The organism is Dehalobacter sp. CP (assembly GCF_047652685.1).
Taxonomy (GTDB): domain Bacteria; phylum Bacillota; class Desulfitobacteriia; order Desulfitobacteriales; family Syntrophobotulaceae; genus Dehalobacter.
This window is the reverse complement of the sequence record NZ_CP157399.1, coordinates 2,228,601-2,241,560: the sequence shown is the minus strand read 5'-3', so window position 1 is coordinate 2,241,560 and position 12,960 is coordinate 2,228,601. Positions and strand designations below refer to the sequence as shown.

At 40.1% G+C, this 12,960-nt stretch carries 13 protein-coding genes and 1 pseudogene; all 14 read left to right on the top strand.

The window, feature by feature from the left end:
* Positions 1-20: 20 nt before the first annotated feature.
* The 14 genes and pseudogenes from AAH944_RS11075 to AAH944_RS11010 all read left to right on the top strand — a co-directional run bounded on the left by AAH944_RS11075 (position 21) and on the right by AAH944_RS11010 (position 12,809).
* Positions 21-701: a DUF1638 domain-containing protein gene (locus AAH944_RS11075; protein WP_415534941.1), complete on the top strand. Its 681-nt coding sequence runs from the start codon at positions 21-23 to the stop codon at positions 699-701.
* A gap of 371 nt (positions 702-1,072) precedes the next feature.
* Positions 1,073-1,759 carry a Crp/Fnr family transcriptional regulator gene (locus tag AAH944_RS11070; RefSeq protein ID WP_026156431.1) on the top strand — a complete coding sequence of 229 codons (687 nt, stop codon included), beginning with the start codon at positions 1,073-1,075 and terminating at the stop codon, positions 1,757-1,759.
* Positions 1,760-1,972: 213 nt separating this feature from the next.
* Positions 1,973-2,285: pseudogene (locus AAH944_RS11065) on the top strand (dehalogenase).
* The gene (locus tag AAH944_RS11060) at positions 2,278-2,424 is read left to right on the top strand and encodes a hypothetical protein (RefSeq protein ID WP_415534940.1); all 147 of its coding nucleotides are present in this window, start codon (positions 2,278-2,280) and stop codon (positions 2,422-2,424) included. Before AAH944_RS11065 ends, AAH944_RS11060 begins: the two are co-directional and overlap by 8 nt.
* A gap of 95 nt (positions 2,425-2,519) precedes the next feature.
* Positions 2,520-4,022: a reductive dehalogenase gene (locus AAH944_RS11055; protein ID WP_020492148.1), complete on the top strand. Its 1,503-nt coding sequence runs from the start codon at positions 2,520-2,522 to the stop codon at positions 4,020-4,022.
* A 16-nt stretch (positions 4,023-4,038) separates the two neighbouring features.
* Positions 4,039-4,362, top strand: a complete 324-nt coding sequence (locus tag AAH944_RS11050) for a hypothetical protein (protein ID WP_020492149.1) — start codon at positions 4,039-4,041, stop codon at positions 4,360-4,362.
* 45 nt (positions 4,363-4,407) lie between these two features.
* The gene (locus tag AAH944_RS11045; protein WP_020492150.1) at positions 4,408-5,607 is read left to right on the top strand and encodes a 4Fe-4S binding protein; all 1,200 of its coding nucleotides are present in this window, start codon (positions 4,408-4,410) and stop codon (positions 5,605-5,607) included.
* Between the two features lie 608 nt (positions 5,608-6,215).
* On the top strand, positions 6,216-6,911 hold the full coding sequence (locus tag AAH944_RS11040; protein ID WP_020492151.1) for a helix-turn-helix domain-containing protein: 696 nt from the start codon (positions 6,216-6,218) through the stop codon (positions 6,909-6,911).
* 159 nt (positions 6,912-7,070) lie between these two features.
* The gene (locus AAH944_RS11035; RefSeq protein WP_020492152.1) at positions 7,071-7,772 is read left to right on the top strand and encodes a Crp/Fnr family transcriptional regulator; all 702 of its coding nucleotides are present in this window, start codon (positions 7,071-7,073) and stop codon (positions 7,770-7,772) included.
* A gap of 194 nt (positions 7,773-7,966) precedes the next feature.
* Positions 7,967-8,275, top strand: coding sequence for a hypothetical protein (locus AAH944_RS11030; RefSeq protein ID WP_020492153.1), 309 nt, complete (start codon positions 7,967-7,969; stop codon positions 8,273-8,275).
* Positions 8,276-8,288: 13 nt separating this feature from the next.
* Positions 8,289-9,710: a reductive dehalogenase gene (locus AAH944_RS11025; RefSeq protein WP_034382315.1), complete on the top strand. Its 1,422-nt coding sequence runs from the start codon at positions 8,289-8,291 to the stop codon at positions 9,708-9,710.
* A gap of 262 nt (positions 9,711-9,972) precedes the next feature.
* Complete coding sequence (locus AAH944_RS11020; RefSeq protein ID WP_020492155.1) at positions 9,973-10,281, top strand: hypothetical protein; 309 nt, start codon at positions 9,973-9,975, stop codon at positions 10,279-10,281.
* Between the two features lie 14 nt (positions 10,282-10,295).
* Positions 10,296-11,666 carry a reductive dehalogenase gene (locus AAH944_RS11015; RefSeq protein WP_415534939.1) on the top strand — a complete coding sequence of 457 codons (1,371 nt, stop codon included), beginning with the start codon at positions 10,296-10,298 and terminating at the stop codon, positions 11,664-11,666.
* A gap of 429 nt (positions 11,667-12,095) precedes the next feature.
* Complete coding sequence (locus AAH944_RS11010; protein WP_415534938.1) at positions 12,096-12,809, top strand: Crp/Fnr family transcriptional regulator; 714 nt, start codon at positions 12,096-12,098, stop codon at positions 12,807-12,809.
* The last annotated feature ends 151 nt before the right edge of the window (positions 12,810-12,960 follow it).

The following is a 12,960-nucleotide window of genomic DNA, read 5'->3' as shown; positions in this document are numbered from 1 at the left end:
AAAGAAAGGATTTGATTAGAATGTCCAAGATTATCATTGCCTGTCAAACGATAAAAGATGAAGTACGTTTAGCTTTGCAAGAGACCGGGGTAGGCTATCCGGTGCTATATATTGAATCGGGCCTTCACAACTATCCGGACTTACTTCGGAAAAGGCTTCAAGAATCCATTAATCAACTGGAGAACGTTGATACCATTCTCTTTGCTTTTGGTTATTGCGGAAATAGCCTGGTTGGGCTTATATCACCCACGGCTACTCTGATAATCCCGAAGGTGGATGATTGCATTTCTTTGTTATTGGGTTCTCACGAGCAGAGGATGAATCTTTCCCGGGAAATGGGAACTTATTTCTTGACTAAAGGTTGGCTCGATAATGAGAAGAGCCTATTGTCGGAATATCAGCATTATGTCGAAAAATACGGATCAGCCAAAGCCGACAGGATCATGAAGACCATGCTGCATCATTATCAAAGATTAATGATCATTGATACGCAAACTTGCCGGCCCGAGGAAATTATGGCCAGAACAGAAAACTTTGCTAAATCCTTAAAATTGCAACATGAAACAATTACGGGCTCATCGCGTTATTTGAAGAAACTTTTTCTTGGACCATGGGATGAAGAGTTTATTACGTTAAAGCCGGGCGACACGGTAACGCTTGAGCATACGCTTACCGAAGAAAAGAAGTTTTCGAATTTTTGATAATTGAAGATATTCCAATAGACAACAAGGGAGTGCAACAAAACTTAGGTTTTGCGGCGCTCCCTTGTTTGGTTATCGAATTCAAATTATTTCTGATCTTAGGTATAGCTAAAGTACAAAACTATAATAGGATTAAAATGAACTTGATGAAAGTAATTTATCAATTCAAACAAGTCAAGGGGAGGTGAAAAAATCCGGAAAGTATCAAGGAAACTTTTGGGACACTTTTTTATGTATTAACTTAATGTAGATTTTTTGAAGATTGCGTGGTACGATTATGTCAGAAAAGTTATCCTACGCTAATATTATTAATGCATACGTAACGGTTATCTACGTTGTGTGCATAATTTTATTTGGGAGGGAAATGATCTATGACAGATATTAACAGAGATTATTGTATTGTCCCAGATAATTTTTACCCTGTTAAAAGTCTTCAAAAATATGTTCATATGGGAGTAGTACGCAAATATCGGAAAGGAGATACCATTAGTTTTCCTGGAGAAGTACTTGACAGGGTCATCTATGTGGTCTCAGGAAAAGTTAGCGTTTACTTTCTCGAAGATAACAAACAAAAATTAATGTATTATGCATGCCGTTATTGTCCCATTGATGGGGCGTTTGGATTTAAAATTGGTCTCATACATGTTGTTTCAGAAGAAAACAGTACGGTTTGTTTTTTCTCAAAAGAACAGCTTTTTGAAATTTTTAGACAGGATGATGAAGCTCATCTAGAGTTTCTTTCGAATTTTGCTTGTAAATGCGGCTTTTTTATGTATGTCTCCAAAGAGATGGACCTTTATACTCCGACCGCCAGAGTTTTAAGAATGATTTATGAACTTTGCTTAACGAAAGGTAAGGTTGTTGATAATATTTATGAGATAGATATTAAATTAACACAAAAGACAATTTCCGAAATAACAGGTGTTCATTTTGTAAGTGTCTGCAGAATTTTTGGATGGCTCAAAAAAGAAAAAATTGTGCATAAGACTCCAAATAAAATCATTATCTATGACTTGCCGAGGCTTAAAGATATGATAAATTTAAATAATAAGCATTAAATGTAAATGCCGCTAAAAGGCGGCATTTTTGATTTTATTGTGCAACGAAAAGAGGCCACTAAGATAAAGTATATTGAGTGTCCCTTTTTTTACGATCTTAGGTATAGCTAAAGTCAAAAACTGAAAAAGGATTAAAATGAACTTAATAAAATTTATATTATCAATTCAAACAAGTTAAGGGGAGGTGAAAAAATAAGTAATTCTTAATCTTTTTTGGCGGGAATTTTTTTAGTTGGTGTCCTTTTTATCAAACCTCGCGCGAAGCAGGATAAGACCTGGAAAACGGTAATTATTTGGATCTTATAATGTTATTTTCTTTGCTATCGTTTGTATGGGAGGTTTCCTTTGTTTACATCAACGCATCCGTAGGGCATGTTAAAGCAACAAGTACAGCATATTCCTGTTTGGAGGAATATCCGTCGTACTAGCAATTGTTTTGGCACGCTTGTTAGGTTTCATCACTGTAGGAAAAACAAAAAAATTAGTACTAAACAAGCTTGAAAAGAGGTGGAAAAGAAGTGAGTGACGGACCAAAGATGAATCGAAGGAAGCCGGCGTTGACAACGACAGTCTTGGGAGCCGTTGGCGTACTGAAGGCCCCTGGTAAGGTTGCAAGTGCGGCAAGCAGCAGTGTGCAATATGCTCCAGCTGTCAAGGTCGGGTAGTATTTCCTTCGGACGGCGAAAATCTCCACCCTTCCTTAACGATCAATATATATCACGATTAATTAATGAATTTATTATACGAGGAGAAAAAAGATATGGAAAGAAGAGATTTCTTTAAGCTCGCGGGGATAGCGGCGGTAGCGACAGGTGCGGCTTCTGCTGGGGTTGTCGGCTATTTGAACGGCGCTGACCCATCTACCAACACTGGTTGGGAAAAGGAAAGCGTTACTCCTGGTGAACTCTTTGACCGCACCCCGTTTGAAACGGATCAGCTCCCTTTCAATAAAGTAGGAACACCAAAACGCGTGGAGATGTACGCAGAAACGCAGCTCCGCCGGTCAACCCTAAGCAAGGCTTTTGACGTACCTCAGGGAATGCCCTTCAATGCTTATCTCAAGTCGGTGGTAGATGTAAACAATCTGGCGAATACGCCCTTAAGTATTATTAAAGATAAGGATTTGGCCGCATTCTATCAGGGTGTCCTTAATCGGTACGGTTGGAACTATTTTGCGGAAGATTTGAGGCATATCCTGGAAGTTCAGCCGAGATTCGCCCGGATCAACGCTGAGACAGCTTTCGATTTTGCCATAGCCAACGCTTACGAATGGGCGCAGAGCGTCCATATGGGTTACCATGTTTCCAGGGTTTCTTCCAAGGATAGCGATTTTCAAGGCGTAGCCAAAAAAAGGTACGAGATTAAAGATCCCAAAGAAATGAGCAGGCTCATCAAAAAAATCGGAACCTTATTTGGCTCACCGATCGTGCGCATTGTCAAACTCAATCCCGAATGGAGCTATGAACGGGCCCCTGACAGTATCCGTGGTTATACTCGCGGAGAGCCCGTAAATATACCGGAGCATTGGAAATACGGTATCATTATGGGCCAACCCCTTTCGTGGGAGACGCTCGGCGGAGCCCCTTCCTATTTTCATACTCTGGAAGCTTATGGTAATTCCAGTATTTACGCCGCCAGAATGTCGGATTTTGTAAAAAGGCTCGGTTATCCTGCCAGGGAAAACTCCCCCCACGCTCGTTATGAGTTCATCATGCCGCCGCATATGGTGGCTGCAGGAGTAGGAGAGCAGGGACGAAATGGACTCGTCATAACACCGGAATTCGGGCCAAATTTCCGTCCGAGTATGGTCGTAACTGACTTGCCATTAGAGCCCGACAAGCCGATCAACATCGGTGTGCGAAATTTCTGTATGAACTGTAAGATCTGTGCTGAGCAGTGCCCAAGCCGCTCTATTTCCCTCGACGGACCCAAGGAGATTGGTGGCCGTGGTTATGACGGATGGCAGATCAATGCAGCGCAATGCCATAATTTCTGGCTGGAAGTTCCCAACGGAGGTTGCCGTGTCTGTATTGCGGTGTGCCCATTCTCCAAAAAATCCAATTGGTTGCATACCACTGCCAGAGATATTGCGATACGCGACCGTACCGGTTTAACAGCCAAGGGCCTTACATGGATGGAGAGGGCTTTCTATGGGGAGAATACGCCGGAACATTATCATTATGAGGAAGGCTCACGTCAATATGGCCTCGTCGGCGAAAAACCGTGGTTCTTTGAGTCTAAAGATTTCTTAAAAGAAAGTTAGAGAAGGAGGTAAGGAAATGTTCGAACTTATTATTAACAGTTTGGTTATAATTAGCCTTCTGATAGCAATCTACGCCTTGTTTAATTATCAAAAAGAAAAGGGCGAAAAACTCGCTTGGTGGAAATGGACGCTGTCCATCCTATGGCTGCTTGCCGTACTGATTGTTTTTGCTTTTATTGGAACAGCGATCGGTGAGGGGTCGCCCCAGGTGGCCTTGCGTGGCGGCATTACATTCCTGGTTTTGTTAGCAATCAGCGGTGTCGTATTTTTCCGGTTCTTTTTTGTGGGTATAAAAAGAGAACAAAGAATTAATGAACCAGTCGAACAGGACGTTAATTAAAAAATCTAATAATTTTAATGGACCCCCACGGAGGTATTTTGGGGAATGCAAAGAAAGTGGATCATTACAGGTGTGGCTATCATCTTTCTGATTGGGGGCTATATCTATGGAATCAGCCAACAGAAAATGGATGAGAAAGTTATAGCCGGCCTGTACAAAAAATTAATTCCGGAAGCAGCAAAGTTTGAGCCGATGAGCGACAGAACGGCCCAAGCGTTTGATGCAACCGGTAAACTCATGGCTTATGTCGGTCTTAGTTCCCATAATGGCTATGGTGGTCCGATGTTGGTCGGCACCATCGTTGATCCTTCGGGTAAATTGAGGGAACCGGTAATTTTAGAGAACAATGAGACTCCCTCTTTCCTGATGCGTCTAGCTGCTGGCGGGTACTATAAACAATATATGGATTTACCCGTCAACAGCATCTTGATGTTAAATCAGGACTTAGATGCCATTACCGGCGCAACTTTGGCCAGCCGTGCTGTGAGCGACAGCGTAAGGGAGAATGCGCACAGTATAGCCCGCGTAGCGTTTCATCAGAATCCGGAACAGCCTGTGGTCCAGTGGCAATTTGGTATGAAAGAAATGATGGCTATCTTGCTGTTTACGATGAGTTTTGTTATTTACAAGGTCAAAAAACTTCAGAAGTATCGCTTGATATTCTTAGGAGCCAGTACTATTATTCTCGGATTTTGGCTGAACAGATCGCTGTCTGTTGCCCAGTTCTCTTCGTTGTTTTTAGGATATTTGCCTTCACCCAAAACGAATTTGTTATTTTATATCGTTCTGGCAGGTGTTATCGCACCCATTCTTTTTTCCGGCAAAAATATATATTGCCTCTATGTTTGTCCGTTTTGCGGGATACAAGAAGCGGCTTACAAAATAAGCGGTAAAAACATACCGCTCCGAAAAGCGCGAATTTGGCTGGTCAGGTTACGCAATCTGTTATTATTTGCGGTCCTGATGGGAGCGGTGATAACCGCCAAGGCCAACGCAATAACTTATGAGCCGTTTGGGGTCGCCTTTGGACTGGATTTAAGAGCGGAAAGCTATTTGTGGTATATCCTTTTCGCAGCGCTTATATCTGCTTTTTTGTTCCGAAAATTGTGGTGCGTGGGATTCTGTCCAGCCGGTGCTTTTTTGGATATACTCGAGGATTTGGCCAAAGCTATTCGAAAGAAATGCTGCAAAATTAAAGAAAAAGATGTATTAGACAAGCAGGAGAAGTCTGCTTTGATAAAGTGAAGCTGCTTAATTTCTATAGTCTCACTACCTGGATATTAAGGCTTAACGATACGCCTCTTAAGGCGGTGGGTTAGATTACATAATCCCCTGCTTGAAGGGGTTATTTTTTATATGTTCTTATTTTTCGGCATATTACTTGAAACCATAATTTTTCAATCTTAAGTATAGCAGCGGACCTTCAAAAATCCTCCAGAACCGCAAAGGGCTATTAGAATCCTTATTATATAGATAAAGTGCCAAGTATTCTACAAATCGCAACGCTTATAAGACGGATGCAATCAAATTATAATCCCCAATTAATTTAGATATTTTAGTGTTTGTTAATATTTGTGTGAATTATTTTATCAATATAAATACATTCTATGATTAAGACTGTATTTTTCAAACGGCACTTCAATATAACCTCTTTCAACATGGTGTAGTTATATTAAAAAGACAGTAATCTTATGAACAGTAATAAAGTGTACAAAATTTCTTATTATAATTATTAACGCACGCTAATAATGTTAATTCCTTATCTGGTATAAGCTATGATTAAATTAGTGTATGCAAACATTATCCTAACTCGACATAAATTTTTTGGCATGATTAAATTTTTGAAGGGGTGAATGATTATGAAGGAAACTCTTAAAGAGCAACTTATTCCAGATTCTTTTCATCCTATAGAAAGATTGCAGAATTTTGTCCATATGGGGGTAGTCCGTAATTATCAAAAAGGGGAAACCATTGTATTGCCTGGAGAAACGATAAATAGAATAATATATGTGCTTTCCGGCAAACTCACAGTAAATTTTCTTAATGATGACGGAAGGCAAAAATTAATGTACAAAGCCGGTAAATATTCCATCGTTGATCGACTATTTCCGTTAGAGAATTGTTTTGTTCATGTTATTTCAGAAGAAAAAAGTAAAATTTGTTTTTTTACCAAAGAGCAGCTTTTTATGATCCTTAAACAGGATGATGAAATACTTAATGAATTTATTGTGAATTATTCATCAAAATGTTTTCATTTTATGAATGGATCAAAGGAGATGGCACTTTACAATCCATCCGTTCGCGTTTTGCGATTGCTTCATGAATTATGCATTACTGAAGGTAAAGTAGTTGATGATAACGTCTATGAAATAGATGTCAAATTATCTCAAAGGGCTATTTCAGAAATAACGGGTGTTCATTTTGTCACCATTTGCAGAGTATTTAGCTGGTTAAAAAAAGAAAATATTTTGCATAAAACAACAAGTAAAATTATTATTAATGATTTAGAGAGGCTTAAAGAAATAATCAATGAGAACAGCAAAAACTAAACACCGGCAGCGGTGTTTTTTTAATATTAAAACGTAAGAACTTAGTATAGATTAATTTTTTTATGACTTCAGTCAGATCTTAGCCTATGCTAAAAAAGGTTATTAAAGAAATTATTAGAATTTGTTTTGGGAACTCTTTTGCGGGGAGGGGGACAAAAAATGGAAAGGGTAATAAGCAACCACTATAGTATTTTGCCCGGTAATTTTTATCCGATTTTGAAACTATGTAATTATACGCATTTGGGGGTCATACGTAATTATCGCAAAGGAGATACGATTGTTTTGCCTGGAGAGATCATCAATAAAGTTGTCTTTGTGCTTTCGGGAAAATTGGGTATTAGCTTTATGAATGATGATGGAAGGCAAAAGTTTATGTTTTACGCTGATCCTTTTACTTTTGCGGATCGATTATTTGCCATTGAGGAATGTTTTGTTCATGTTGTTTCAGAGGAAAGGAGTACGGTTTGCTTCTTCGATAAAGAACAACTTCTTAGTATATTCCAACAGGATAAAGAAGTTCTTATTGAATTTATTACCTGTTATGCATCCAAATGCACTTATTTTATGCGTGAATCTAAAGAAATGGCAATTTATAAACCATCGGTCCGGGTGTTAAGGTTGCTTTATGAACTCTGCCGTCAGAAGGGAAAAGAAGTTGACCAGGTTGACCATGTTTATGAGATTGATGAAAGAGTATCGCAGAAGGCGATATCTGAAATAACCGGTGTTCATTTTGTGACAATCTGCAAACTATTTCGCTATTTGAAAAAAGAGAATATTCTGAAGAAAAATTCAGGTAAGATCATCATTTATGATTTGCCTCGGTTACAAAATTTGATTGAAGAGTGGATGAAAACTTAAACACAGCCGAAAGATCACATTTTAGACTGTCGACAAAGTGATTGTCGGCATTTTTTTTTATTTATACCATTATAAAAAAAATAAATTGTGATAGAAAAATTCTTATACTAGACTAAGTCTGGTTTTGTTAAATTTAATACAATGTTAATTAATCAAGATATTATTAACGAGAAGGTAAAAGGAGGTGTAAAACAATGAGTACTTTTTTAATTTTCTTAGCGGGTGTCCTTTTTTTAGCCGGTATCCTTTTTATCAAGCCGCGCGCTGCTAAAAATAAAATTTGGCAGACAGTGCTGGTATGGACTCTATTTGTCGTTTGGTATTTCATCACATGGATTGGAATTTCGTTTGTCTACATTAATGCCAGCGTAGGGCACGTCAAAGCGACAAGCACCGCAATCTTCTTATTTGGAGGAATTTCCGTGGTGCTGGCTATCATCTTAGCGCGTATCTTGGGATTTATCACGATGAAGAAAAAAGTAGACCATACGACACAAGCTTAAAGGAGGAGAACTGATGTCAGAAATTCCGGAAAAAAATAATAAAAAACCCAATCAGCAAACACGCTTAAGCCGACGGGGTTTTTTGAAGGCAAGTGCAGGGGCCGCTGCAACGGCCCTTGGCGTGGTGGGAGCAATTACAAGCTCGCCCGGAGTGGCAAACGCTGTAATTGATCTCGGGTATAGAAACTCATTATATAAACAAATGGATTATACACCAATAAAGGGCCAATGGTCAAAATTAAAGCCGAAAATGGATTACGGCGGTGCCTCAGTCCATTTTGTAGAACATAATGATCAATGGCTTGGAACATCTCAGATTATTGGAAAAGTAGAGAGAACGAATGAATCTGACGGTGGATTTCCATATGCAATTCGAGGATTGCTGGGAACGAAGTCCCAATATGGATTTGTTTCGCAGGCGATAAGATATCCTCTCGGGGATGCCTTGATGCTTCCAACGCAGGAAATAAGCAAACCAAATATTGTAAGTGGTACTCCGAAACCGGAAAAACTTCCGATTCCTGATCCGGAACAAATGTCTATGCATATCAAAGATCTTGCATATTATTTGAGAGCAGATGAAGTAGGGATCGGGAAGATGCCATCCTATGGCTACTACAAAGCCGTTATGGATCCGCCTGAAGGAGCCTATGCTGCCGGCATTGTTACCCTTGAAACCCCTTATGTAGATGTACCTGTTACGGAGTCAATGCCTTACGTTATTTGTGTTGCTGTGGAACAGCATTGGGAGACTTATGCGGCTTCAACGGGGTATGACGGAATTTCCCTTGAGCAGTCATTCCGCAGTTATCATGCGACAGCCAATATTTCTGTCGTCATGGCTCAATATATCCGCAACTTAGGCTATCATGCCAGGGCTCATCATTTTGGGAATTATGAAGCAGTTATGGGGCCTTTATTAATTGCGGCGGGTATGGGAGAGCTTACCCGTACGGGGGACTGTGTAGCGCATCCAAGAATGGGTTTCAGAAATAAAGTAGCCGCAGTTACGACAGATTTGCCTTTGGTACCGGATAAACCCCTTGACTTCGGCATGCTGGATTTCTGCAGGGTATGTAAAAAATGCGCCGAAACCTGCCCGAACCAAGCGATAACCTATGATGTGGATCCTGTTGAATTTAACGGCTATATGCGCTGGAATACCGATGCCTATAAATGTGCGGCATTCAGAACCGGCAACGAGGAAGGCGTGAACTGCGGTAGATGTGTAAAGACCTGTCCATGGAATTCCAAGGAAAAATCCTGGTTCCATGATCTCGGAATATGGATCGGCAGCAAGGGAGAGACAGCTTCATCACTGCTTAAAAATATTGATGACATGTTTGGTTACGGAACGGAAGAAATCACCCGATATAAGTGGTGGCTGGAATGGCCGGAAATGTATAAGATCAGAATACCGGCAGATAAGCAATAAATACTATTTTCTAAACAGGAAGCTGCTGCCAACAAACTTATGTTTGTTGGCAGCAGCTTCTTATATTTTAGGGCCTAGTAAAATACTTAATCTGTTTCGGCTATAATCTGTCAAGATAAAAGATGACCATCTATGTTAACATTGATAAAAAATATTAGTAGCAACGAAGAAAATATTAACAGCCGATAATGCCCAACATTTAATAATGAGTACAATGAAGCGTGTAAGAGATACAATTCGTAAGATTAAAGGAGGTGAAAAAATGAGTACTTTGTTAATTTTCCTGGCTGGTATTCTTTTTTTAGCGGGGATTCTTTTTGTCAAACCCAGGGCCAAGCAAAATAAAACATGGCAAACCGTGGCTGTTTGGGTAACCTTTGTTGTTTGGTTTTTCATGACATGTATAGGGGTATCATTTGTTTACATTAATGCCAGTGTGGGACACGTCAAGGCGACAAGCACAGCTATCTTTCTATTTGGGGGAATCTCGGTAGTACTGGCCATCGTATTAGCCCGTATTTTAGGATTTATTGGTATGAAAAAGAAGGTCAACGAGTCTATAAAGGCTTGAGGGGAGGAAAATTGATGTCGGATCATTCCGAAAGTAAAAAGCTGCCTGGGCAGGTAAGCCGCCGCGGCTTTTTGAAAACTGGTGTGGCTGCAGCAGCTATGGGCGTAATGGGAGCGGTTGCAGCTCCATCGAAGATAGCAAACGCTACTGTAAGTACCCTAAACTATGCGCCCGCAAAGGGACAATGGTCAAAATTGCGGCCCACACCCAACTATGGCGGTGCTAGCGTCCGTTATGCCGAATATAATGACCAGTGGTTGGGAACAAGCAAGATTGTGGGAAAGGTTGAAAGATCAAGTGAATACGACTCAGGTTTCACATTGGCGCTTAGAGGGTTACTCGGAGAGAAGGCCAGATGGGGATTCCTTACCCAGACCAAGAGATATCCACTAACAGATGGAATAGGCTGGGCCATAGGGCCGATCAGCCTGGATGAGATTTGTATTGGTGTCCCGAATGCCGAGAAGCTTCCGATTCCCGATCCGGAACAAATGTCCCAGCATATGAAAGACGTTGCGTATTATCTCAGGGCAGATGAAGTCGGTATCGGCAATATGCCGTCCTATGCTTATTATGGGTTTAAGCAGGTTCCGCCGCAGGGGTTGTTCCCCGCGGGTATCGTTCCGCCGGATACGCCGATTCACCAGATCCCGAACACAGAACCGGATTTGCCTTATGTTATTACGTTTGCGGTGGAGCAGCATTTGGAAACCTATCTGGCCTCGACCGGCTATGACGGGATTTCCGTATCCCAGTCATTCCGGTGTTATCATGCCGTAGCGAATATTGCCGTTATTATGGCCCGATACATTCGGACTTTAGGTTATAATGCCAGGGCGCATCACTTTGGCAACTATGATCTGGCTGTTCCGCCGGCGCTTATCGCTTCCGGAATGGGCGAGCTCAGCCGTACGGGAGACTGCGTTGCTCATCCCAGAATGGGATTCCGTAACAAATGTGGCGCAGTCACAACAGATTTGCCACTCGTTCCCGATAAACCTATTGATTTCGGACTTCTGGATTTCTGCCGGGTTTGTAATAAATGTTCGGACAATTGTCCGGCCGGTGCCATTACCCATGATAAAGATCCTGTTGTACAAAACGGTTATCTGCGCTGGAACAGTGATATGAAGAAATGCGCAGCCTTCCGGGCCGGCAATGACGAAGGTGTCAACTGCGGCAGATGTTTAAAAGTCTGTCCGTGGAATTCTAAAGAAGACTCCTGGTTCCATGAAGCAGGGTTGTGGATCGGCAGTAAAGGCGAGGCCGCATCCTCATTGCTTAAGAGCATTGATGATATGTTCGGTTACGGTACTGAAGAGATTACCCAATATAAATGGTGGCTGGAATGGCCTGAGCTTTATAAAATCAATATTCCCAGTTAATTGAATTAACTTAATTTCTAAGTATTATTAAGAGGCACGTTATTGAACGTGCCTCTTAATAATACTTAATCGAATTGTAGAAAGAATTACCTTTTTCTGAGTGTTGCAGACCTGATCAGAGGAAATATAAAAATGTAAAACTTGAGGTTTTAGTTATATATTAAATTAAAATAGCAAAAATGATTGTATAATAAATTTAAGAATAATGTAAAATATATGTACTCGCTTTGCATTGCTTTTTAAGTACGGTATTTGGTTAATATGTTCTTCCTTGGCGTGGACTAGATTCAATTGTTACGTTTTTAATTGTTTTTTGGTGTAGAGTTTAGTTGCGGGACGTACATCTGTTATTACAAAAAGGATTTAGTGGGTGACAAAATAAATCCTGGGGCTGGTAATGGCGGTGAATAATTGGGAAGGGGGAGGCGTATGCAATACGATTATGGAAGATGCGAGGGGGCAAGGGCTATTCCTGACACTTTCTATCCAATTGAAAAACTGAGGGAATTCACGCATATAGGAGTAGTAAAAACCTATGCTAAGGACAGTAATGTGATCTTACCGGGAGGCAAGGATTATATGCTGGTTTATGTGCTTTCTGGAAGGATAAGTTTGAACCTGATGACGGAAGACGGCAGGGAAAGAGTGATTTATTTTTCAGGAGAAAATGGAATTTTGGGTCGTTTGTATAAGATGGAAAATGAAAATGATGCTTATGCGGTTGCCATAGAAGATTCTAAAGTATGTCTTTTTTTCGAAGAGCACCTCAGAATTATTTTCCGTCAAGATGAAGACATGATCTTTGAAGTGCTTAGAAATTGTCTTTCCAAAGTAAGTTATTATATGAGACAAACGATAGAAAGAGACTTTTACAATCCAACGATTAGAATCTTAAGATTGTTGCATGGACTTTATCTTACCAATGGAATATCGGTAGGAGATTCTTACGAAATACGTATGGACTTATCATTGCAATTTATTTCTGAGATAACAGGAGCACATTATGTTACAGTCTCCAAAGTATTAAAGTATTTAAAGGAACAAAAAATTATTGAAAAGAAGAAAGACAAAATAATTATTCATGATCTGGAGAAACTTAAAGAATTAACCCATGAGAAGCATATTTATAAATATATTTATTAGAATTAAGTTTGACAATTCATTTTATACAAATTATTTTTTGTATTCCATTTCATTAGAGAAATGGAGTATTTTTTTGTATTATTGTAAATTACCTGTGTCTCTATTAGTAGGCTATAGCCTATTGAATTTTCCAGTCAACAGTTCAGCAAAA

Bases quoted from the DNA above. Each gene is read 5' to 3' on its own strand.
- AAH944_RS11075 (WP_415534941.1), top strand. From the start codon at position 21: ATGTCCAAGATTATCATTGCCTGTCAAACGATAAAAGATGAAGTACGT.
- AAH944_RS11070 (WP_026156431.1), top strand. From the start codon at position 1,073: ATGACAGATATTAACAGAGATTATTGTATTGTCCCAGATAATTTTTAC.
- AAH944_RS11055 (WP_020492148.1), top strand. From the start codon at position 2,520: ATGGAAAGAAGAGATTTCTTTAAGCTCGCGGGGATAGCGGCGGTAGCG.
- AAH944_RS11050 (WP_020492149.1), top strand. From the start codon at position 4,039: ATGTTCGAACTTATTATTAACAGTTTGGTTATAATTAGCCTTCTGATA.
- AAH944_RS11045 (WP_020492150.1), top strand. From the start codon at position 4,408: ATGCAAAGAAAGTGGATCATTACAGGTGTGGCTATCATCTTTCTGATT.
- AAH944_RS11040 (WP_020492151.1), top strand. From the start codon at position 6,216: ATGATTATGAAGGAAACTCTTAAAGAGCAACTTATTCCAGATTCTTTT.
- AAH944_RS11035 (WP_020492152.1), top strand. From the start codon at position 7,071: ATGGAAAGGGTAATAAGCAACCACTATAGTATTTTGCCCGGTAATTTT.
- AAH944_RS11030 (WP_020492153.1), top strand. From the start codon at position 7,967: ATGAGTACTTTTTTAATTTTCTTAGCGGGTGTCCTTTTTTTAGCCGGT.
- AAH944_RS11025 (WP_034382315.1), top strand. From the start codon at position 8,289: ATGTCAGAAATTCCGGAAAAAAATAATAAAAAACCCAATCAGCAAACA.
- AAH944_RS11020 (WP_020492155.1), top strand. From the start codon at position 9,973: ATGAGTACTTTGTTAATTTTCCTGGCTGGTATTCTTTTTTTAGCGGGG.
- AAH944_RS11015 (WP_415534939.1), top strand. From the start codon at position 10,296: ATGTCGGATCATTCCGAAAGTAAAAAGCTGCCTGGGCAGGTAAGCCGC.
- AAH944_RS11010 (WP_415534938.1), top strand. From the start codon at position 12,096: ATGCAATACGATTATGGAAGATGCGAGGGGGCAAGGGCTATTCCTGAC.